The following is a 21,817-nucleotide window of genomic DNA, read 5'->3' as shown; positions in this document are numbered from 1 at the left end:
TAAATATGATTAAAAAGCTATTAATTGCGAATCGAGGAGAAATTGCGGTTCGAATTATTCGAGCGTGTAAAGAGTTAGGTGTAGAATCAGTAGCTGTTCATTCTCAAGCTGATCGCGATTCTTTGCATGTACAATTAGCAGACGAAGCGTATTGTATTGGACCAACGTCATCTAAAGACAGCTATTTAAACTTTACAAACATTATGAGTGTTGCGATGCTAACGGGCTGTGACGCTATTCACCCTGGATACGGCTTTTTAGCTGAAAACGCTGATTTTGCAGAGCTATGCAGAGAGTGTAACGTTACATTTGTAGGACCAAGTCCTGAAGCCATTAACAAAATGGGAACAAAAGACGTAGCGAGAGAAACGATGCGTGAAGCGGGTGTTCCAATTGTTCCTGGTTCCACTGGAATTGTAGAGTCAGTGGAAGACGGTATGTCAATCGCTAATGATATTGGCTATCCTGTTATTATTAAAGCAACGGCAGGAGGCGGAGGAAAAGGAATCCGCGTTGCGAAAAATGAACAAGAGCTTATTAAAGGTATTACAATTACGCAGCAAGAAGCTGCTACAGCTTTCGGTAACCCTGGTGTGTACATTGAAAAGTTCATTGAGGATTTCCGTCACGTTGAGATCCAAGTGTTGGCTGATTCTCATGGAAATACTGTACATTTAGGAGAGCGTGATTGCTCGATTCAACGCCGTCTTCAAAAATTAATTGAAGAAACGCCTTCTCCAGCGTTGGACGAAAAAACGCGTGAATTAATGGGCGACGCTGCTGTTAAAGCCGCTCAAGCCGTTAATTACACAGGAGCCGGAACCGTGGAATTCATTTATGATTATCGTGAAAACAAATTTTACTTCATGGAAATGAATACGCGTATCCAAGTAGAACATCCTGTTACAGAGATGGTGACAGGAGTTGACTTAATTAAAGAACAAATCAACGTGGCAAATGGTGAAACTTTACCGTTTACGCAAGAAGAAGTGACGTTTAACGGATGGGCAATTGAGTGCCGAATCAACGCAGAAAACCCAGAGAAAAACTTTATGCCATCACCAGGTACGATTCAAATGTACTTGCCGCCAGGTGGCTACGGAGTGCGCGTAGACTCTGCTGCATATCCGGGCTATGCAATCCCACCTTACTATGATTCAATGGTGGCTAAATTGATTGTTCATGCGCCAACTCGTGAGGAAGCTATTGAACGAATGAAGCGCGCGTTAGATGAATTTGTTATCGATGGCGTTGCGACCACTATTCCTTTTCACCAAAAGCTATTAAATCATGAAAAATTTGTTAGCGGTGAATTCAACACGAAGTTTCTTGAGCTATATGACGTAATGAATTCTTAGTATAATATAAACTATAGGAGGTGCTGTACATGAATGAAAATCATGTATTAGAAATGGAAGAACACCCAAATTCTCTTGGCAAAGTAGAAATTGCTCCTGAGGTTATTGAAGTCATTGCGGGTATTGCTGCTTCTGAAGTAGAAGGCGTTTCTGCAATGAGAGGAAATTTTGCAGCTGGCGTTGTGGAGAAACTAGGAAAGAAAAACCACGGTAAAGGTGTAAAAGTGGACTTAACAGAAAACGGGATAAAAGTAGACGTGTTTTGTATGATGAAGTTTGGTGTGTCTATTCCAAACGTAGCGCAGCAAGTACAAGATAACATTCGTCAAGCCCTTAAAAATATGACAGCTATTGATCTCGATGAAGTAAACATTCATATCGTAGGGATTCAGTTTGATACGCAAAAAACTGATATTGAAGAAGTTGAATAAAACAAACGTTTACCTAACGGCTGTTGCTAAAATGGAATAACGTATGATTACTTGTTCCTTTTCAACACAAGCTATGGTAAAGTGAAAAAGACTGTCTCGTCATAAAGACGGTCTTTTTCGTGTTCTACAAACTTCGTATAAGAACAATCAAGTATCGTTTCATAAACTATGCTATTATCTAGGTATACTAGTTGAAGAAGATAAATAAAGGAGCAAAAATAATGAAAAGACATACAGCACGCCAAAAAGCATTACAAGCACTATTTCAGCATGATTTAGGGCAAACCGAGCCAATGGAGGCAATCGGAAATGTTGTACAAAACGAAAAGTCTGATCAATTTTTAGAAAGTCTTGTGCTAGGTGTAGTTGAGCATCAGCAAGAAATTGATGAACTTTTACGCAATCATTTAGAAAAATGGACGTTAGACCGCGTAGCTACTGTAGACCGCGTAATCCTGCGTATTGCCGTATACGAAATGAAGTATGAAGAAGAAATTCCTACGAGCGTTACGTTAAATGAAGCGATTGAATTAGCAAAAACATTTGGCGATGATCAATCAAGCAAGTTTATCAACGGCGTATTGTCTAAAGTGTTAACAACTTTATCTAAATAAACGTTCATCTTGCCAAATCAAGTGACTAAAATGCTTCTCTCCTTTATATAAAGGGGAGAGGGTGACTGCAAAGGAGGCAAAATGATGAGTGAAGTGCGTTATCTAACCGTTACGGCTCTTACACGATACATCAAGCGCAAGTTTGACGTAGACCCTCACATGCAAGATGTATGGATTAAAGGAGAAATTTCTAACTTTAAACGTCATAGTCGAGGACATATGTATTTCACCTTAAAAGATCAAAATGCTCGTATCGCAGCCGTTATGTTTGCTGGGCATAACCGTCAGCTTAATTTTCAGCCTGAAGAAGGAATGAATGTACTGATTCGAGCTGAAATTTCGGTTTATGAACCAAGCGGAAATTATCAAATGTACGTAAAAGAAATGCAGCCTGACGGCGTTGGAAACTTATACTTGGCCTACGAACAGCTGAAAAAAAAGCTGGAAAAAGAAGGCTTGTTTGATCATGCTAGAAAACGAAAACTTCCGAAGTATCCAACAACAATAGGTGTGATTACATCTCCTACTGGAGCCGCCGTACGTGATATTATTACGACATTAAAGCGCAGATATAACGCGAACATTATTGTTATGCCCGCTCTTGTTCAAGGAGTGAATGCGGCACCGTCTATCATCAAGGCAATTGAAGAAGCAAACCGTCGTAAAGAAGCAGACGTATTAATTGTCGGCCGCGGCGGCGGGTCAATTGAAGAGCTTTGGGCGTTTAACGAAGAAAGCGTAGCTCGTGCAATTTTCACTTCTACTATTCCCGTTATTTCAGCGGTTGGACATGAAACCGATTTTACAATTGCAGACTTTGTAGCAGATTTGCGAGCCCCTACTCCAACGGGTGCTGCGGAGCTGGCCGTACCTCATATCAGTGAAATTACAGAAAGATTGACTCAGCGAAATATCCGTCTTCTTCGTTCGATGAAAGAGATGCTTCAGTCTAGTAGCCGCAGGCTTGAACGATCTCAGAAATCATATGCTTTTCGTTACCCTCAAAAGTTGGTCGAGCAAAAAGAGCAGCAGTTAGATCAGCTGATGGAGCGTTTTTATCGTGAAGGTAGAAGGTACATTGAGCATAAACGGACGAACTACGAGCAGCTAACAGCCGCTTTGTTGCGCAATCACCCCGAGCATCAGTTAACGAAAGCGGCAGACCGTCAACAGCAGCTGACGAAAATGCTGACAAAAGAGATGCAGCAGCTGCTAAAGCAAAAACAGCTTTTATTTGCCACGGCAACGTCAAAATTACATACGCTTAGTCCATTAAAAACAATGGAAAGAGGCTACAGCTTAGTATACGATAAAGAAAAAGAGTTAATTAAATCAACCAAACAAGTATCCAAAGGTGATGTGGTAAACGTTCGTTTGACCGATGGACAGTTGCAGTGTGAAGTTTCGAAAATAGAGGAGCGATGAAAAATGGCGACAAATAAAGAGTATACGTTTGAAGAGGCGATGGAGCAGTTAGAAACCATCGTAAACAAGCTAGAAGAAGGCGACGTGCCTTTAGAAGAAGCAATTCAACAATTCCAAGAAGGAATGACTCTTTCAAAATTCTGTCACGATCGTCTTCAGCATATTGAAAAGCAAATGGAAACTATTTTACGTGAAGACGGAACGCTTGAGCCATTCTCGGTACAGGAGGAAGAGTGATGGTGAATGAAATGAATTTAAAAGAGTATATTTCTTTTACAAAAGATCGAGTAGAAACACGCTTGCCTGAAGTGGTAAAGGCATTACATGCTCCGGTTAACTTAAAGGAATCCATGCTTTACTCGCTTACGGCAGGAGGAAAGCGACTTCGCCCAGTGCTGTTGTTTGCAACGCTACATGCATTTGGAAAAGACGAGAGCATCGGACTAGAAACAGCCTGTGCAGTGGAAATGATTCATACATATTCGCTCATTCATGATGATTTACCTAGTATGGATGATGACGACTTAAGAAGAGGTAAACCGACAAATCACAAGGTGTACGGCGAAGCAACGGCTATATTAGCTGGAGATGCTCTTTTAACAAATAGCTTTCAGCTCATTTCTGAAGCGGTACATCCTGAAATTACATCACATATGAAACTTCAGCTCATTACAGAACTGGTAAAAGCAAGCGGAACAGAAGGTATGATCAGCGGACAGGTTGCAGATATGGAAGGTGAAAAAAAGCAGCTCACGCTAGATGAGCTTGAATATATTCATCTTCATAAAACGGGGAAGCTGCTAGGATTCTGTGTAAAAGCAGGAGCAATTCTTGCAAAAGCTACGCCTCTACAGCAAGAATTATTAGAAGAATTCAGTAAGCATGTAGGGTTAGCGTTTCAAATTCAAGATGATATCTTGGATGTGGAAGGGTCTGAAGAAAAGTTAGGAAAGCCAATTGGCAGTGATACAGAAAATGAAAAAACGACATATCCTTCTTTATTAGGTATGGAAGCGGCCAAAGAAAAGTTACAGTATCATGTTGAACAAGCACTTCTCTCGTTACGTCAAGCTCAAATTAAGCACGGATTACTAGAAGAAATTTGTTTATATATAGCAAAACGTGATAGTTAATGACGATTTCTGTCAGGTTTTTTGAGTGATACAGTAAAATAAGATTGAGTCCCAATAGGGGCTATGCTATAATGATTTTACTACTGTATAAAAGCGTAGTGCATAGGTTTGAAAGACATATACAATATCTTGGTGGCCGTTATCACATTTGTGTTAGCGGCTATTTTTTCACTATTTTCCTTTGAATATCACTGGTTTACTGATAGAATATCAAAGGTATTGTAAGTAATAAGGAAATACTAAAAATTGACTATACGTATAAAACAATAGACAATGTATTAAGGTAACTTTATAACAAGTACGAAAGTGAGTGATCCACCTTGGATCTTACAACGATAAAAAATCCTGAGTTTTTAAAGAAAATGTCAGTAACACAATTAGAAGAACTAAGTGAAGAGATTCGTCGTTTTTTAATTACAAAGCTTTCTGCAACTGGTGGTCATATAGGGCCAAATTTAGGGGTTGTTGAGTTAACGCTTGCACTCCATAAAGTGTTCGACAGTCCAAAAGATAAATTTTTATGGGACGTCGGGCATCAGTCGTATGTCCATAAAATTTTAACAGGACGAGCGGGAGAGTTTGATACAATCCGTCAATATAAAGGATTATGCGGTTTTCCAAAGCGAGATGAAAGTGAGCATGATGTATGGGAAACGGGACATAGTTCTACATCTCTTTCAGCCGCAATGGGAATGGCTGCTGCAAGAGATTTGCAAAAAACAAAAGCTCACATTGTTCCTATCATTGGTGACGGAGCTTTAACAGGTGGTATGGCTCTTGAAGCGCTTAACCACATCGGGCACGAGCAAACGGATATGACCGTTATTTTAAATGACAATGAAATGTCTATCGCTCCTAACGTCGGGGCTGTACACAGCATTCTGGGGCGTTTGCGCACGGCGGGCAAATACAACTGGGTAAAAGATGAGCTTGAAGTTCTACTGAAAAAAGTGCCTGCGGTAGGCGGTAAGCTCGCGGCAACGGCAGAACGTGTAAAAGATGGCCTAAAGTACATGGTTGTGTCAGGCATGTTCTTTGAAGATCTTGGCTTTACGTATTTAGGACCGGTTGACGGCCATAGCTATGACGATTTATTGGAAACGTTACAATATGCAAAGAAAACAAAAGGACCGGTACTTATTCATGTGATTACGAAAAAAGGGAAAGGGTACTTGCCAGCGGAAAGCGATAAAAGCGGAGCGTGGCATGGTACAGGCCCTTACAAAATTGAGTCCGGTGACTTTATTAAAGACAAAAATGTTCCGATTGCTTGGAGTAAATTAGTAAGTGATACGGTATTGAAAATGGCTAGGGAAGATGAGCGTATCGTAGCAGTAACGCCAGCAATGCCTGTAGGTTCAAAACTTGAAGCGTTTCAAAAAGAGTTTCCGCATCGCATGTTTGATGTTGGGATTGCAGAGCAGCATGCAACAACAATGGCCGCTGGTCTTGCAACTCAAAATATGAAGCCCTTTTTAGCTATTTATTCGACGTTTTTACAGCGTGCATACGATCAAGTGGTTCATGATATTTGCCGTCAGAAGCTAAATGTATTTATTGGGATTGATCGAGCTGGACTAGTAGGTGCTGATGGTGAAACGCACCAAGGGGTATTTGACATTGCGTTTTTACGTCATTTGCCTAACCTTGTTATTATGATGCCAAAAGACGAAAATGAAGGTCAGCACATGGTTCACACTGCTTTGACTTATGAAGAAGGTCCGATTGCGATGCGCTATGCGAGAGGAAACGGATTAGGTGTTGAACTAGATTCAGAACTGAAAAACATTCCGATCGGTACATGGGACGTATTAAAAGAAGGTTCGGATACAACCATTTTAACGTTTGGTACAACGATTTCAATGGCGATGGATGCAGCAGCAGAACTTGAGAAGCAAGGAATCAGCGTCAAAGTGGTCAATGCTCGTTTTATTAAACCGCTGGATGAAAAAATGCTTCACGAGATTTTCCAAACGAATAAGCCTGTGATTACGGTGGAAGAAGCGGTACTTCAAGGCGGTTTTGGAAGTGCGGTGTTAGAGTTTGCATCAGAGCACGGCTATTATAATACTCGCGTTGAACGTATGGGTATTCCTGATCGCTTTATCGAGCACGGCAGCGTAACAAAACTTTTAGAAGAAATTGGCTTAACCAAAGAAGAGATTATAAATCGAGTTAAAAAACTCGTAACACCAACACAAAAGAGGCTTGAAGTTAAGTGACAAAAAAAGAACGAGTAGATGTATTATTAGTAGAACGAGGTTTGATTGAAACAAGAGAAAAAGCAAAGCGTACAGTGATGGCAGGACTTGTTTATGCGAATGAAGTCCGTTTGGATAAGCCGGGAGAGAAAATTGAACGCGATACGCCGCTGACAATTAAAGGTGCAGTGATGCCTTACGTCAGCAGAGGCGGCTTTAAGCTTGAAAAAGCGATTAAAGAATTTAATGTCCATGTAGCGGATAAAATCATGATTGATATTGGTTCTTCTACTGGAGGCTTTACCGATTGTGCGCTTCAAAATGGAGCGAAGATGTCCTATGCGCTAGACGTAGGCTATAATCAGCTAGCTTGGAAGCTTCGTCAAGATGAGCGAGTAGAAGTAATGGAACGAACAAATTTCCGTTATGTGACACCAGCTGATTTATCAAGAGGCTTGCCTGAATTCGCTTCTATTGATGTATCGTTTATTTCCTTAAGACTCATTCTCCCTGTGTTAAAAACACTTCTTGTTCCATACAGCGATGTTGTTGCACTTGTTAAGCCACAGTTTGAGGCTGGAAGAGAGCAAGTTGGGAAAAAAGGAATCGTGCGTGACTCAAAAGTGCATGAAGAAGTCCTTCAAGGAATGGTGGATTTCTCCCTTCGTCAAGGATACGATGTATATAATATGTCGTATTCACCGATAACAGGAGGAGATGGAAATATCGAATTTCTTCTTCATCTGAGCTGGAAAGGCGAGCGTGAACTTGGTGAAAATCAAGCTCCGCTTACTGTGCGTGAAGTGGTCGAAGAAGCACATAAGACGTTAAAAGAGAAAAAGTAATAATGGCCAATGTTAAGCAAAAACTTAGCATTGGCGATTTGATTATGACTCTTTATACAAAAGGTGCATAATCAAGTTGAACACATTATGATACTTAATTAGTGAAAGACTTATAAACAACAAAACAAAAAGAAGATTACATATTAATGTGAGGTGCCAACATGAATAAAGGGCAAAGACATATTAAAATTCGTGACATTATCACGAATAATGATATTGAAACACAGGATGAATTGGTAGATATTTTAAAAAACCAAGGTTTTAATGTAACACAGGCAACAATCTCTCGTGATATTAAAGAACTGCACTTAGTCAAAGTGCCTTTGATGGACGGACGATACAAATACAGCTTGCCTGCAGATCAGCGTTTTAACCCCTTACAAAAGTTAAAGCGCTCTCTTATGGACGCATTTGTAAAAATTGATTCAGCCGGGCATATGCTGGTGATGAAAACATTGCCGGGAAACGCAAATGCGATTGGCGCATTGATTGATCATTTGGACTGGGATGAAATATTAGGAACAATTTGTGGAGACGATACATGTTTGATTATTTGCCGTACTCCTGAAGATACGCAAATTATATCAGACCGATTCTTAGAAATGTTATAAAGGTGAGTGAAGCAGGTTGTTAGCTGAATTATCCATTAAAAACTTTGCGATTATTGATGAACTTTCTGTTTCATTTGAAAAAGGCTTAACGGTATTAACAGGCGAAACAGGAGCGGGAAAGTCGATTATTATTGATGCCATTTCATTGTTAGTAGGTGGAAGAGGCTCTTCGGAGTTTGTCCGCCATGGAACAGACAGAGCCGAAATTGAAGGGCTTTTCTTATTTGATGAAGAACAGCATCCGAGTCACGAAAAAGCCAAACAAGTCGGTTTGGAAGTGGAAGATGGAATGATTGTGCTTCGCCGAGATATCACTACAAATGGGAAAAGTATTTGCCGTATCAATGGGAAGCTCGTCACGTTAGCTATCCTACGTGAAGTCGGACAGACGTTAATTGATATACATGGACAGCACGAGCACCAAGATTTAATGAATCAAGATCGTCACTTAACTCTTCTTGATCAATATGGAGGAGAAAAAGTAGAAGAGGCTTTGACGGAGTATCGAGAGGTATTTTCGAGGTATACGTCGCTAAAAAAGCAGTTGGATCAATTAACTGAAAATGAGCAGCAGATGGCACATCGCCTCGATCTTATTCAATTTCAATTAGATGAAATCAAAGCCGCAAATTTGCAGCTCAATGAAGACGAGGAACTAAATGAAGAGCGTTTGAAGATTTCCAACTTTGAAAAGATCTATACGTCGCTAAACGATGCGTACAATGCGCTGCACGGTGAACATCAAGGTCTGGATTGGGTAGGCGTAGCAATGAATCATACGGAGGATATTTCGTCACTGGAAAAAAACTATGCCGAAATTTCGGAGATTATTTCATCGAGCTTCTATCAGTTAGAAGACGCATCTTATAAAATTCGTCAGCAGCTGGATTTATTAGAATTTGATCCGAAACGCTTAGACTTTATTGAAGCGCGTTTAAATGAAATTAATCACTTAAAGCGTAAATACGGTCAAAGTGTAGATGAAATTCTAGAATATGCAGCACAAATTGAAGATGAAATTGATCGTATTGAAAATCGAGATACGCACGTGAGCAAGATCAAAGAACAGTTAAACAGCGTAGCACAGGATTTATTAGTAGAAGCTAACAACGTTTCAGCTATTCGAAAAAAACTTGCTCAGGAGTTAACGGACAGCATCCATCATGAGCTTCAAGAACTCTATATGGCTAAAACCGTATTTCAAATTAAATTCTCTGTCGTAAATGCAGGTAAAAATGACGTTGAAGTAAATGGCGAAAGAATAAAATTCACCAAAGACGGCATTGACAACGTAGAGTTTTATATTTCTACCAACCCTGGTGAACCGTTAAAGCCTCTTGCGAAAGTAGCATCAGGCGGAGAACTGTCAAGGATCATGCTGGCGTTAAAGAGCATCTTCTCTAAGCATCAAGGCGTGACGTCCATTATCTTTGATGAAGTTGATACAGGCGTAAGTGGAAGAGTAGCTCAATCGATCGGTGAAAAAATACATGCCATTTCCGTTGATTCGCAGGTTCTTTGCATATCTCATTTGCCGCAGGTAGCAGCTATGGCAGATACTCATCTCTTTATTGCTAAAGAGATAAAAGGTGATCGTACAACGACATCTGTTCTTCCATTAACTCTTGATGAAAAAGTAAAAGAAATTGGTCGAATGATTGCAGGAGCTGAAATTACAAGCTTAACGAAGGAGCATGCCAAAGAGCTTTTAGATTTAGCGGATAAGATGAAGCAGACCATTTAACAAAACACCTTTTAACACGTAACAGTATGTGTTAAAGGTGTTTTTTTATACAAAATGGAGGAACTGAAAATGTTTCCTTGCACTTCTTTTCATTTTTCTCTGAACTTCTGTTATAAATGCGCTCTAAGAAGGCTAAATTAAATGTGTAGCCATTTAGGCGAGGAAGCGAGGAGAGTGAAAACATGCAAAATCGATACAGACATATAATTGGTGCGATTCTCCTTGTTTCGTTCATTTTTGTAGGATTTATTCCAGTTGTGCAACAATATATACACATTCCAAAACAAATCGTCTTATTTGAACAGCAAAAAGAAAAAATTAATACGACATTACCGCTTAGCGTAGAAGCTTCATCACCTGTTTACGATGTAACAAGTAACAAGGCGAAGCTGACCGTAGCAGGCAAACAGGTAGGCAAAGAAGAGTTGATGCTTCATTTGGCCGGTATTCCTGTAAAGCGTGTAGACGTGCAGGTATTATCTGATTTTAAAGTCATTCCTGGTGGACAATCAATCGGTGTGAAATTAAATTCAAAAGGTGTTCTTGTTGTAGGCTATCATCAGGTAGATACAGCAAAAGGTAAAAAATCTCCTGGCGAAATTGCGGGTATTCAAGTTGGAGATATGATTACGAAGATTAATGGTAAAACCATTGAAAAAATGAGTGATATTACACCGTTTATTCAGCAGGCAGGGAAAACGGGTGAACCATTAAATCTGCATATTTTAAGAGAAAAAAAGCAGTTTGACACGAAGCTGTATCCGTTAAAAGATAAGCAAGATTATGCGTACAGAATCGGTTTATACATCCGTGATTCAGCTGCAGGAATTGGCACAATGACTTTTTATGATCCAAAATCTAAAAAATACGGCGCTTTAGGCCATGTTATTTCGGATATGGATACAAAAAAGCCAATCGTAGTAGAAGATGGACAAATTGTCCGTTCGACCGTTACATCAATTGAGAAAGGTTCGAACGGCGTTCCCGGCGAAAAGCTAGCGAGGTTTTCTGAAGATAGACAAATCATTGGAAATATTACACGAAATAGTCCTTTCGGTATTTTTGGAAAATTGTCTTCAACGATGGAAAACGGAATAATGGATAAAGCAATGCCAATTGCTCTATCTCATCAAGTAAAAGAAGGACCGGCTAAAATTCTAACGGTAGTAGATGATGATCAAGTGGAAGAATTTGATATTGAAATTATGAGTACTATACCTCAAAAGTTTCCGGCTACTAAAGGAATGGTTATTAAAATTACAGATCCTAAATTGTTAAAGAAAACAGGTGGAATTGTTCAAGGAATGAGCGGGAGTCCGATTATTCAAAACGGTAAAGTCGTTGGAGCGGTTACCCATGTTTTTGTAAATGATCCTACCTCCGGTTACGGTGTCCATATTGAATGGATGCTTAACGAAGCAGGAATCGATATTTATAAAAATAATCGAAAAAAAGCGAGCTAATGTTGTCATTAGTTCGCTTTTTTTGATAAAAATTATTGTCGTAAATGTACGAGAAAAACGTCGAAAAACAAAGAAAATAAGAGAAAATCGAATAAATTCCATTTAAAAGACTTTTTTCTAAAAAAATAAAGGAAATAATGTTGCATTGTCGAATTTGTCCTTTAGAATAAAGAATAGAGACACGTAGGAAACGACGTATAACATAAAGGACTGAGGAGGAAGCTGCATTGAAAAAAATTAAAGTATGCTTGGTTGATGATAATCGGGAACTAATTGGTTTGCTTGAAGATTATATTTCAGAGCAAGAAGACATGGAAGTAATCGGAGTAGCTTACAATGGACAAGAGTGTTTATCCATTTTAAAAGATAAAGATCCGGATGTTCTTGTATTAGACATTATTATGCCGCATCTAGATGGATTAGCAGTTTTAGGTCAGTTAAAAGAAATGAAAAAAGAAAATTATCCAAATGTCATCATGCTAACAGCATTTGGGCAAGAAGACGTAACGAAAAAAGCGGTTGATTTAGGAGCTGCTTATTTTATTCTAAAGCCGTTTGATATGGAAAACTTAGTGAATCATATTCGTCAAGTTAGCGGACAAACATCTTCATTTATGCAACGTTCATCTTCTTCCATGCGTTCGCATCGCGACAGCAAACCAGCAAATTTAGATGCAAGCATTACGAGCATCATTCACGAAATTGGTGTACCTGCTCATATTAAAGGCTATTTATATTTGAGAGAAGCCATTTCAATGGTATATAAGGATATTGAGCTGCTTGGGTCGATTACAAAAGTGCTGTATCCTGACATTGCAAAAAAATACAATACAACAGCAAGCCGCGTTGAGCGCGCCATTCGTCATGCCATTGAAGTAGCATGGAGCCGAGGGAACATTGATTCTATTTCTTCATTATTCGGATATACTGTCAGCATGTCAAAAGCAAAGCCGACAAATAGTGAATTTATCGCCATGGTTGCGGATAAATTACGCCTTGAACATAAAGCGAGTTGAAAGGGATAGGACTGCTGGAATTACGGGGTTTTGAGTGAGCTGATACCTTTTGTAATACAGAGTACATGCCGATAAACTTTTGGAATTTACACTAGATAGCAAACTGCAAATCAATAAACTTTTTACTGCAGGGCCGATGAATTTTAATCATTCATGGGTCCTTTCATTTTGTTTTAAGAGTTGGAAATAGGGAGGTTAAGGGAATGTACATCTTGTGATCCATAGTAGTGTATTTTATTGAAATAATTTATTTAATTGTTATGAGGGCTTTGTGTTTGAAAGAAGATTTAGAAGATGTGTTAAAAAATTCATCTACATATATGGATAAGTAAATGATAAAAAAAGCAGCCTTCAGAAAAGGCTGCTTTTTTTAATCCATTAATTTAGCAATCGATTTTGAAAGGAACAAAACAATAATTCCAAGTACAATTGTTACAGCTCCGATTAAGCTGAAGATGTCGAAATAACCTAACGACTGTGTATAAGATGCAAGAACACCCGCTAGCTTATTAGCAACAGCAGAGCTTGCCATCCATACGCCCATTAAAAGAGAAGCAAGCTTTAATGGAGCCAGTCTACTTACCATAGACAACCCTACTGGCGAAATCATAAGCTCAGCTAGCGTGTGCAGGAAGTAAGTGAAAATCATAAATAGGATATTTACTTTTAAAGCTGGGTCATTACCAGTATACATAACGGCTGGAATTAAAATTAAGAATCCTAATCCGACTGTTACAAGTCCCATACCCATTTTTGTTGGTGTTTTAAAATCACCGCGTTTTGAATTTCCTAGCTTGTACCAAACAAGTGACATAATTGGTGCTAAAATCATGATAAACAGTGGATTCAATGATTGGAACCACTCTGTTGGAACCGTAAAACTACCGATTTGACGATCAATTTGATCTTGAGCATATAGCGTTAAAGAACTTCCAGCCTGTTCAAAAGCTGTCCAGAAAGCAATAACAACGAAAGCTAGAATAACGATAGCAACCGTTCTTTTCTTTTCTCGTGCTGTCAGCGGAGCAGTTGATGTTTGAGATGCTGCTGCATGAACTTTTCCTGTAGGCTCTTTCCCAATATCACCTAAATAGCGATTAGCCAGTAGGTTAAATAAAATTTGTCCAACAACCATTCCGATAGCTGCTGTTAAAAATCCGTATTTATAACTCATTAATCCAACAACTAATGGGGCGAAAAATGCACCAAAGTTAATACCCATATAAAAAATGGTAAAAGCACCGTCACGGCGAGGATCATTTTCTGCATAAAGATCTCCGACCAATGTGGAGATATTTGGTTTGAAAAATCCGTTTCCGATAATTAATAAAGCAAGTCCGATATACAAAGCGGCTACGCTTTGATGAATGAAGATGGAAAAATTCCCGAGTGCCATAATCACACCACCGATTGTGATGGCTAGCCTTCTTCCGAGGAAGCGGTCTGTTAAATATCCGCCAATCATCGGCGTAATGTAAACAGCACTAGTGAATGTTCCATATAAGCTCAGTGCAGTTGCTTTATCTACCCCGAGTCCACCTTGAGCAGCGGTAGCAGTTAAATAAAGAACCAGAATGGCTCTCATTCCATAATAACTAAATCTTTCCCATGCCTCAGTCGCGAATAATAAGTACAGTCCAGGAGGGTGTTTTTTCCTAGACTCATTTTGCTGCTGATTTTCGTGTTGTACAGCTGCTTGCATAATGAAGTCCCCCTAAAATTTCTCTCATACTATTTAATTCTTTTATTTGAATTGATCAAAAAATCAGAATATAAGTACTAGAATAAATATAATGTATTTTTATTTTAGTAGAAAAACAATAATTTCGTCAATGAAATTATATGGAAAAATCAAAAAATAATTAAATATACACAAAAAAGTATTAAATTACTTATTTAAAAGCATTTTTAAAAATACATTTATATTATTAAATATTCTAATATATGTTATGGGAAATGAAGTAAGAAAGTAATACTATTTTTGGAAACGAAAATTCGAAAGAAAAAAGGATCTGTTATTCAGATCCTTTTTTATCTTCGCTCGCATTTAATTCAGCAAGTTTCTGTAGCAAAATATGCTGAGGCATATGCATTAATTGCTCGAGAGGGATATTTAATTGTTCTGCTAATTTTACGGCTGTATCCGGTGAAATTTGCAGTGGTCTCATACACAACGACCTCCTTTTGCATATAAAGTAATGAAAGTGAAAAAGTATAAACAGTAAATTCGTGCTTTCACTATTAAGTAATGCTAAAGTTAATAATAAGTGATAATAGAGGAGTTGAGCAAGTATGTTTGTAATAGGTCATCGCGGCGCAGCTGGAACGTTTCCTGAAAATACGATGATTTCCTTCAAAGAAGCAGCGAGAGTCGGAGCACACGGAATTGAACTTGATGTGCATATGACAAAGGATGGAGAACTTGCTGTAATTCATGATGAAAAAGTAGATCGAACGACGAATGGAAAAGGGTATGTAAAAGATTTTACGTATCAAGATTTACAAAAATTAGATGCGAGCTATAAGTTCAAAAAAAAGTATGGAGTATGTAAAATTCCCATGTTAAATGAAGTAATGGAGTGGGCTTCAAGTGAAGGAATTAGCGTAAATATCGAGTTGAAAAACAATATATTTGACTATCCATACTTGGAAATGAAAGTCTTGGATTTAATTTATTTATACAAGATGAAGGATCGAACGATGATTTCATCTTTTAATCATAACAGCTTAGCCCGAATTAGTTCCCTGGATTCTACGATTGAAACAGCTATTTTATATTCTTATCCGATGTATGAGCCTTGGGTATATGCTCAGCATCTTGGCGCAAAAGCTCTTCACCCTAATCAGCGTACCGTTAATGAAGTAAATGTAGCCGCTTCAAAAGATTGTCAAATTCCAGTGCGACCTTACACAGTAAATGATGTAAAAGTAGCTGAGCAGCTTCGGAAATATGGATGTGAATCCATTATTACTGATTATCCTGAAAAAATGGTGAAGCAATTTGGGGGACGCTTTTCGTAAAAAAACATCGCATTAATGCGATGTTTTTTTATCTTTTTGAAATCTGTTTTGAACTTTGTTTCGCTTGCGGTCTCTGTGCAGAATAAAGCCAGCAACAAATCCAAGGCCGATTACAAATAACAGAAGACCGACTGAAAATTGCAAAAATAAAGAAGGGAACGGGGATTGCAGGATGCCAAAAATCATATCTCTCATAAGTTTAATGCCATATCCAGCGAGTATACCAGGAATAAGTAAGATTAGCAGGGCAATAATTCGAACCATAGCTTCTCCTTTCGCTTCTCTTTTTTAAAATGAATGCGTTTACATTATAAAACCGTTATACTTGAATCATAAAAGAACTAAATAAATTGTCAAGAGCGTTTCTTTTTTTATATGATAGGTATATGCAATATTTTGCACGGAACATGTACATATTAAGTGGAAAAGGTGAAAAAATATGCAAAAAGTGTTGATCGTTGGAGGAGGAAAAGGTGGATTAGCTATTCTGAAAATCTTGTTGGAAACCGAATTTATGAAAGTGATTGGTGTAGTAGACGTACGAGCTGACGCGCCGGCTGTTTTGCATGCGAAAGAACAAGATATTTCAACCGGAATGAATTGGGAGCCTTATATGACAAAGCAGCTCGATGTCATTGTTGAAACAACAGGTAAACAAGGTGTTTTTCAACAATTGCAGAGAAGCAAACCTGCTGATGCACTGGTAGTTCCGGGATTGGTTGCTGAAATTATGGCCAATCTGATGGAGGAAAAAGAAGAGTTAATTCAGCGGTTAAAGCAAGAATCGTATAAATATGATCTTATTTTTAACGCGGCTCATGATGCGATGGTCGTGATTGATAAGAATGGATATATTACGCTATTTAATCAAAGTGCCGAGCGTTTGACGAACTTTTCACACAGAGATGTAATTGGTAAGCATCTTCATGAAGTTATTCCAAATAGTAAACTTGTTGATGTTCTTCATACAAAAACGATTGATCAAAATAGTGAATTTGTGTTAGATAGCGGACGGAAGGTCATTACGACTAGAATACCAATACTCGACGAGAATAGAGAGCTGTTTGGTGCCTTTTCGATTTTTAAAGATATTACGGACGTTGTCGGATTGGCAGAAGAAGTTACGAACTTAAAAGAAGTACAAACTATGCTTCAAGCTATTATTCAATCTTCTGAAGAAGCTATTTCGGTTGTCGATGAAGAAGGAAGAGGGATTTTAATTAATCCTGCTTATACGAGAATTACGGGTTTAAAAAAGACGGATATTATTGGTCAGCCCGCGACTGCCGATATCTCTGAAGGAGACAGTATGCACATGAAGGTGCTGCAAACAAGACGTCCCGTTCGAGGTGTAAGAATGAGGCTTGGTCCGAGTAAAAGAGACGTAGTTGTGAATGTTGCCCCTGTTATTGTCGATGGAAAATTAAAAGGCAGCGTTGGCGTTATTCATGATATGTCTGAAATTCAAGAGCTTACAAATGAACTTAAAAGAGCGCGTCAAATTATCCGAACGCTTGAAGCGAAATATTCATTTGCTGATATCATTGGTCAGTCTGAAGAGTTTCAGTTAGCAATTGAGCAGGCTAGACTTGCTGCTAAAACACCAGCTACTGTTTTGCTTAGAGGTGAATCTGGGACGGGTAAGGAGCTGTTTGCACATGCGATTCATAATGCGAGCAGCCGAAAGTTTAATAAATTTGTTCGGATCAACTGTGCTGCACTTTCTGAGTCTTTGCTTGAAAGTGAACTTTTTGGGTATGAAGAAGGAGCTTTTTCCGGGGCAAAACGAGGCGGAAAACGAGGTGTTTTTGAAGAAGCCAATAACGGTAGCATCTTTTTGGATGAAATCGGGGAGCTTTCAGCTCATATGCAGGCTAAGCTGCTTCGAGTGCTTCAAGAAAAAGAGCTTATTCGCGTTGGAGGCACGACCCCCATTCCGGTGAATGTTCGCGTGATTGCAGCTACGAATGTGAATTTAGAAAAAGGAATGGCTGATGGAAGCATCAGACAGGACTTGTATTATCGGCTAAACAAAATTCCGATTCACATACCTCCTCTTCGGAAGAGAAAAGAGGATATTGGAGCGCTTGTTACACACTTAATTACAAAAATTAATCAAGATTACGGCCGACATGTTGAAGGGGTAACAGATCGGGCCTTACAATCATTGAGATCATACGACTGGCCAGGAAACGTCAGAGAGCTTGAAAACATATTAGGAAGAGCTATTATTTATATGCACTATACGGAAACAATGATTGATTCTGTTCATCTCCCTTCACTTGAAGGCAAGGGCAAAAAAGAAAAAAATCAGGCGAATGAAGAGGTAGTATTCGAAGGGAAGACTTTAGCGCACATGATGGAAAATTATGAAGCTGAACTTATTCAAAAAGTGCTGATTGCAAACAAGTATAACCGAACGAAAACAGCAAAACAGCTCAATATTTCCCTGCGTTCTCTGTATTATAAGTTGGAAAAATACAATCTTGCAAATAACAGCATGCAATAAAATGCATGGTGTGCAAGTTATTGCATATAAATAGAGAGGTATTCTTTTTTTCTGTTTGTCGTTAGAATCAATAAAAAAAATTTTTTGTGCGTAGAAACGGATATAAGCAGCTATATTATGTAATATATGCAGAGTGTGGCACAAATCTTGCATATATTTTAAGTGACTGCATAAACGCGCAGTATGCTCTTTAAAAAGGGGCAAAAGAAAGAATGAAAAAGGAGAGGTCGAACATTCCATGACTCTTGCTACCATCTTATCTCGGGTTGCTAAGCAGTCTTCTTTGACTGTTGCTGTTGCTGCAGCTGAAGACTTAGAAACAATTGAGGCAGTGTATGAAGCTGTGTCAAGGGAAGTTTCTGAATTTATTTTGTTTGGCAACGAAACAACAATTAATGAATTATTCAGGCAGTACCGCCCATCCTTACTCACTCATAAGGCTGTGACGGTCGTACATACGGAGTCCGTTTTAGAAGCGGCTCAATTGGCTGTGCGTTCAGTTCAGCAAGGTCAAGCTCATATCGTAATGAAAGGGAATTTATCCACATCGCTTATTTTAAAAGCTGTGTTAAATAAAGAGCATGGTTTGCGTACGGGAAATGTTTTATCACACGTAGCTGTGTTTGATGTTCCTCACTATGACCGTCCTATTCTTGTAACAGATGCAGCTATGAATATTACGCCATCTCTGGAAGAGAAAGTTCAAATCATTCAAAACGCGGTGAACGTTGCTCACTCGATTGGGATAGAGATGCCAAAGGTAGCTCCTGTTGCAGCGGTTGAAGTTGTGAACCCTTTGATGCCTGCCACAGTAGAGGCTGCACTTCTTACACAGATGAACCGCAGAGGACAAATTAAAGGCTGCGTTATTGATGGACCTTTAGCACTCGACAATGCCATTAACATAGAAGCAGCCAAGCAAAAAGGCATTCAAAATGAAGTTGCCGGTCAAGCAGATATATTACTCGTTCCAGCAATTGAAACAGGGAACGTCTTATATAAATCCCTTATTTATTTTGCTAAAGCAAAAGTTGGAGCTATTCTAGCGGGAGCAAAAGCTCCGGTCGTCTTAACATCCAGAGCAGATTCATCAGAAAGTAAATTATACTCACTGGCGCTTGCTATCAGCGTCGCTCAACAGAATTCTTAGGAGGCACTAACAATGAAAATTTTTGACTATATGGAAACATACGATTATGAGCAGTTATTATTTTGCCAAGATAAAGATTCAGGCTTAAAAGCCATTATTGCGATTCACGATACAACAATTGGACCAGCCCTAGGCGGTACGAGAATGTGGACATATGAATCAGAAGAGGCTGCAATTGAAGATGCGCTTCGTCTATCACGCGGAATGACTTATAAAAATGCAGCAGCAGGCTTGAATTTAGGCGGAGGGAAAACGGTTATTATCGGAGATCCTCGCAAAGACAAAAATGAAGCGATGTTCCGTGCATTTGGTCGCTTTATTCAAGGATTAAATGGTCGATATATTACAGCAGAAGATGTGGGCACAACGGTAGAGGATATGGATATTGTATATGAGGAAACGGATTATGTAACGGGTGTATCTCCTGCTTTTGGTTCATCAGGCAATCCATCACCGGTCACAGCCTACGGTGTATACCGAGGAATTAAAGCAGCAGCAAAAGAAGCATTTGGAACAGATATGCTTGAAGGAAAAGTAGTAGCTGTCCAAGGCGTAGGAAACGTAGCATATAATTTATGCCGCCACCTTCACGAAGAAGGAGCGAAACTTATTGTAACGGATATTAATAAAGAAGCTGTTCAGCGTGCGGTAGAAGAATTTGGTGCGCAAGCAGTAGACCCAAATGATATTTATGGTGTAGAATGTGATATCTATGCTCCTTGTGCACTCGGAGCAACGATTAACGATGAAACGATCCCTCAAATAAAAGCAAAAGTTATTGCAGGGGCAGCTAATAATCAATTAAAAGAAACGCGTCATGGTGATTTAATCCATGAATTAGGCATTGTATATGCACCGGACTATGTTATTAACGCAGGAGGCGTTATTAACGTAGCTGATGAGCTAGTTGGATATAACCGTGAGCGTGCGCTGAAAAAAGTTGAAGGTATTTATGATAATATTGAAAAGGTAGTTGAAATCTCAAAGCGAGATGGCATTCCAACCTATCTAGCAGCAGATCGCTTAGCTGAAGAAAGAATTGAAAAGCTGCGTCGTTCACGCAGTCAATTTTTACAAAATGGACAGCATATTTTAAGTAGACGTCATACGCGCTAATGTTTGAGCTGAAGGCTAGGCAAAAGGAATAAATGAAATCCTTTCGACCTAGCCTTCGTTTATGAGAATGATAAGGTAGGAGGACATGTGTTGGATATGCACGAATATCGAATGCTGATAATAAATCCGGGTTCAACGTCCACAAAAATTGGCGTATTTCACAACGATAAACCAATTTTTGATCGAACAATCCGCTACGATTCACAGCAAATGAATCAGTTTGAGACGATATATGCACAGTATGAGTTCCGTAAAAACTCGATTTTAGAGGCACTTGATGAAGAAGGGATTAATTTATCTAAATTAAGTGCAGTATGTGGAAGAGGAGGGCTTTTACGCCCGATTGAAGGCGGCACATACGAAGTAAATCAAGCCATGCTCAAAGATTTAAAAGACGGTTATGCCGGCCATCATGCTTCCAATTTAGGCGGGATTTTAGCGTTTGAGATTGCATCTGGATTAAATATTCCAGCGTACATTGTTGATCCAGTGGTGGTAGATGAGCTAAGTGACACCGCTCGTATCTCAGGAACTCCTTTTATGGAAAGGAAAAGCATCTTTCATGCGCTGAATCAAAAATCGGTGGCTCGAAAAGTGGCCAAAGAAATGAATAGCACATACGAACAAATGAACGTTATTGTTACCCATATGGGCGGAGGCATTACAGTTGGAGTTCACAAGTGTGGAAAAGTAATTGATGTGAACAATGGCCTGCACGGCGACGGTCCTTTTAGTCCAGAGCGCGCTGGCGGTGTACCGGTTGGTGAATTAGTTCGTCTTTGCTTTTCAGGTCAGTATTACCGCGAGGAGATTATGAAAATGCTTGTAGGAAAAGGCGGGCTTGTCGGTTATTTGGGTACATCTGACGTGCAGAAAGTCGAAGCGCTAGTGAAAAATGGAAACGAAAAAGCTAAGCTTATCTACGAAGCAATGGCTTATCAAATTTCGAAGGAAATTGGAGCTGCCAGTACGGTATTGCATGGAAAAGTAGACGCCATTATTCTAACGGGAGGCATTGCTTATTCAAAAGCGTTTGTTGAGCTGATTATTAATCATGTAAAGTGGATTGCAGATGTCATTGTTTATCCTGGGGAAAATGAGCTTCAAGCGCTAGCTGAAGGGGCTCTCCGAGTGCTTACAGGTGAAGAAGAAGTGAAGGAATATAAAGGCGCTTAATAGC

Annotated in this window: 20 protein-coding genes; 17 read left to right on the top strand and 3 right to left on the bottom strand. The window is 39.1% G+C overall.

The genetic code is table 11. The annotated features are described in order from the left end of the window. The first annotated feature begins 5 nt into the window (after nt 1-5). From accC to spo0A, 12 genes are all read left to right on the top strand, one after another. On the top strand, nt 6-1,358 hold the full coding sequence (gene accC, locus LJY09_RS22050) for an acetyl-CoA carboxylase biotin carboxylase subunit (protein ID WP_028411593.1): 1,353 nt from the start codon (nt 6-8) through the stop codon (nt 1,356-1,358). Nucleotides 1,359-1,387: 29 nt separating this feature from the next. Further along, nucleotides 1,388-1,789 carry an Asp23/Gls24 family envelope stress response protein gene (locus tag LJY09_RS22045; protein WP_013059143.1) on the top strand — a complete coding sequence of 134 codons (402 nt, stop codon included), beginning with the start codon at nt 1,388-1,390 and terminating at the stop codon, nt 1,787-1,789. A 221-nt stretch (nt 1,790-2,010) separates the two neighbouring features. Further along, nucleotides 2,011-2,403: a transcription antitermination factor NusB gene (gene nusB / locus LJY09_RS22040; RefSeq protein ID WP_013059142.1), complete on the top strand. Its 393-nt coding sequence runs from the start codon at nt 2,011-2,013 to the stop codon at nt 2,401-2,403. Between the two features lie 84 nt (nt 2,404-2,487). Then, nucleotides 2,488-3,828: an exodeoxyribonuclease VII large subunit gene (gene xseA / locus LJY09_RS22035; RefSeq protein WP_034271010.1), complete on the top strand. Its 1,341-nt coding sequence runs from the start codon at nt 2,488-2,490 to the stop codon at nt 3,826-3,828. A gap of 3 nt (nt 3,829-3,831) precedes the next feature. Then, nucleotides 3,832-4,065: an exodeoxyribonuclease VII small subunit gene (locus LJY09_RS22030; RefSeq protein ID WP_013059140.1), complete on the top strand. Its 234-nt coding sequence runs from the start codon at nt 3,832-3,834 to the stop codon at nt 4,063-4,065. Next, a complete protein-coding gene (locus LJY09_RS22025) occupies nt 4,065-4,961 on the top strand; it encodes a polyprenyl synthetase family protein (RefSeq protein WP_028411591.1) in 897 nt (298 codons plus the stop codon). Before LJY09_RS22030 ends, LJY09_RS22025 begins: the two co-directional genes overlap by 1 nt. A gap of 320 nt (nt 4,962-5,281) precedes the next feature. Further along, nucleotides 5,282-7,183 carry a 1-deoxy-D-xylulose-5-phosphate synthase gene (dxs, locus tag LJY09_RS22020; protein WP_028411590.1) on the top strand — a complete coding sequence of 634 codons (1,902 nt, stop codon included), beginning with the start codon at nt 5,282-5,284 and terminating at the stop codon, nt 7,181-7,183. Beyond that, nucleotides 7,180-8,007: a TlyA family RNA methyltransferase gene (locus LJY09_RS22015; RefSeq protein WP_028411589.1), complete on the top strand. Its 828-nt coding sequence runs from the start codon at nt 7,180-7,182 to the stop codon at nt 8,005-8,007. The genes dxs and LJY09_RS22015 overlap by 4 nt, the downstream gene beginning before the upstream one ends. 161 nt (nt 8,008-8,168) lie before the next feature. Then, nucleotides 8,169-8,618: a transcriptional regulator AhrC/ArgR gene (gene ahrC, locus LJY09_RS22010; RefSeq protein WP_013059136.1), complete on the top strand. Its 450-nt coding sequence runs from the start codon at nt 8,169-8,171 to the stop codon at nt 8,616-8,618. A 16-nt stretch (nt 8,619-8,634) separates the two neighbouring features. After that, nucleotides 8,635-10,362: a DNA repair protein RecN gene (gene recN / locus LJY09_RS22005; protein WP_028411588.1), complete on the top strand. Its 1,728-nt coding sequence runs from the start codon at nt 8,635-8,637 to the stop codon at nt 10,360-10,362. 182 nt (nt 10,363-10,544) lie between these two features. Next, a complete protein-coding gene (gene spoIVB, locus LJY09_RS22000; RefSeq protein WP_028411587.1) occupies nt 10,545-11,825 on the top strand; it encodes a SpoIVB peptidase in 1,281 nt (426 codons plus the stop codon). Between the two features lie 227 nt (nt 11,826-12,052). Then, complete coding sequence (gene spo0A, locus LJY09_RS21995; protein WP_013084985.1) at nt 12,053-12,841, top strand: sporulation transcription factor Spo0A; 789 nt, start codon at nt 12,053-12,055, stop codon at nt 12,839-12,841. A gap of 370 nt (nt 12,842-13,211) precedes the next feature. Here the strand turns inward: spo0A and LJY09_RS21990 are convergent, their stop codons facing one another. Further along, nucleotides 13,212-14,543, bottom strand: coding sequence for a peptide MFS transporter (locus LJY09_RS21990; RefSeq protein WP_098112935.1), 1,332 nt, complete (start codon nt 14,541-14,543; stop codon nt 13,212-13,214). A gap of 313 nt (nt 14,544-14,856) precedes the next feature. Further along, nucleotides 14,857-15,009: a YycC family protein gene (locus tag LJY09_RS21985; RefSeq protein WP_013059130.1), complete on the bottom strand. Its 153-nt coding sequence runs from the start codon at nt 15,007-15,009 to the stop codon at nt 14,857-14,859. Between the two features lie 124 nt (nt 15,010-15,133). Here LJY09_RS21985 and LJY09_RS21980 point away from each other — a divergent pair, with 124 nt between their 5' ends. Next, entirely contained in the window at nt 15,134-15,862 is a 729-nt protein-coding gene (locus tag LJY09_RS21980) for a glycerophosphodiester phosphodiesterase (RefSeq protein ID WP_228307427.1), read from the top strand. 12 nt (nt 15,863-15,874) lie between these two features. Here the strand turns inward: LJY09_RS21980 and LJY09_RS21975 are convergent, their stop codons facing one another. Then, complete coding sequence (locus tag LJY09_RS21975) at nt 15,875-16,126, bottom strand: DUF2627 domain-containing protein (RefSeq protein ID WP_028411584.1); 252 nt, start codon at nt 16,124-16,126, stop codon at nt 15,875-15,877. A 175-nt stretch (nt 16,127-16,301) separates the two neighbouring features. Between LJY09_RS21975 and LJY09_RS21970 the strand changes: the two genes are divergently transcribed. The 4 genes from LJY09_RS21970 to buk all read left to right on the top strand — a co-directional run bounded on the left by LJY09_RS21970 (nt 16,302) and on the right by buk (nt 21,813). Next, on the top strand, nt 16,302-18,371 hold the full coding sequence (locus LJY09_RS21970; RefSeq protein WP_028411583.1) for a sigma-54 interaction domain-containing protein: 2,070 nt from the start codon (nt 16,302-16,304) through the stop codon (nt 18,369-18,371). Between the two features lie 238 nt (nt 18,372-18,609). Continuing rightward, on the top strand, nt 18,610-19,521 hold the full coding sequence (gene yqiS / locus LJY09_RS21965) for a phosphate butyryltransferase (protein ID WP_416339290.1): 912 nt from the start codon (nt 18,610-18,612) through the stop codon (nt 19,519-19,521). A 12-nt stretch (nt 19,522-19,533) separates the two neighbouring features. Beyond that, nucleotides 19,534-20,637, top strand: coding sequence for a branched-chain amino acid dehydrogenase (gene bcd, locus LJY09_RS21960; RefSeq protein WP_013059125.1), 1,104 nt, complete (start codon nt 19,534-19,536; stop codon nt 20,635-20,637). A 96-nt stretch (nt 20,638-20,733) separates the two neighbouring features. Continuing rightward, entirely contained in the window at nt 20,734-21,813 is a 1,080-nt protein-coding gene (gene buk / locus LJY09_RS21955; protein ID WP_390896062.1) for a butyrate kinase, read from the top strand. The last annotated feature ends 4 nt before the right edge of the window (nt 21,814-21,817 follow it).

The organism is Priestia sp. J2, from assembly GCF_020790095.1.
Lineage (GTDB): Bacteria > Bacillota > Bacilli > Bacillales > Bacillaceae_H > Priestia > Priestia zanthoxyli.
Note: the sequence above shows the minus strand (reverse complement) of the source record. Positions and strands in the feature narration are given on the sequence as shown.

Bases quoted from the DNA above. Each gene is read 5' to 3' on its own strand.
- accC (WP_028411593.1), top strand. From the start codon at position 6: ATGATTAAAAAGCTATTAATTGCGAATCGAGGAGAAATTGCGGTTCGA.
- LJY09_RS22045 (WP_013059143.1), top strand. From the start codon at position 1,388: ATGAATGAAAATCATGTATTAGAAATGGAAGAACACCCAAATTCTCTT.
- nusB (WP_013059142.1), top strand. From the start codon at position 2,011: ATGAAAAGACATACAGCACGCCAAAAAGCATTACAAGCACTATTTCAG.
- xseA (WP_034271010.1), top strand. From the start codon at position 2,488: ATGAGTGAAGTGCGTTATCTAACCGTTACGGCTCTTACACGATACATC.
- LJY09_RS22030 (WP_013059140.1), top strand. From the start codon at position 3,832: ATGGCGACAAATAAAGAGTATACGTTTGAAGAGGCGATGGAGCAGTTA.
- LJY09_RS22025 (WP_028411591.1), top strand. From the start codon at position 4,065: ATGGTGAATGAAATGAATTTAAAAGAGTATATTTCTTTTACAAAAGAT.
- ahrC (WP_013059136.1), top strand. From the start codon at position 8,169: ATGAATAAAGGGCAAAGACATATTAAAATTCGTGACATTATCACGAAT.
- spoIVB (WP_028411587.1), top strand. From the start codon at position 10,545: ATGCAAAATCGATACAGACATATAATTGGTGCGATTCTCCTTGTTTCG.
- LJY09_RS21990 (WP_098112935.1), bottom strand. From the start codon at position 14,543: ATGCAAGCAGCTGTACAACACGAAAATCAGCAGCAAAATGAGTCTAGG.
- LJY09_RS21985 (WP_013059130.1), bottom strand. From the start codon at position 15,009: ATGAGACCACTGCAAATTTCACCGGATACAGCCGTAAAATTAGCAGAA.
- LJY09_RS21980 (WP_228307427.1), top strand. From the start codon at position 15,134: ATGTTTGTAATAGGTCATCGCGGCGCAGCTGGAACGTTTCCTGAAAAT.
- LJY09_RS21975 (WP_028411584.1), bottom strand. From the start codon at position 16,126: ATGGTTCGAATTATTGCCCTGCTAATCTTACTTATTCCTGGTATACTC.
- LJY09_RS21970 (WP_028411583.1), top strand. From the start codon at position 16,302: ATGCAAAAAGTGTTGATCGTTGGAGGAGGAAAAGGTGGATTAGCTATT.
- yqiS (WP_416339290.1), top strand. From the start codon at position 18,610: ATGACTCTTGCTACCATCTTATCTCGGGTTGCTAAGCAGTCTTCTTTG.
- bcd (WP_013059125.1), top strand. From the start codon at position 19,534: ATGAAAATTTTTGACTATATGGAAACATACGATTATGAGCAGTTATTA.
- buk (WP_390896062.1), top strand. From the start codon at position 20,734: ATGCACGAATATCGAATGCTGATAATAAATCCGGGTTCAACGTCCACA.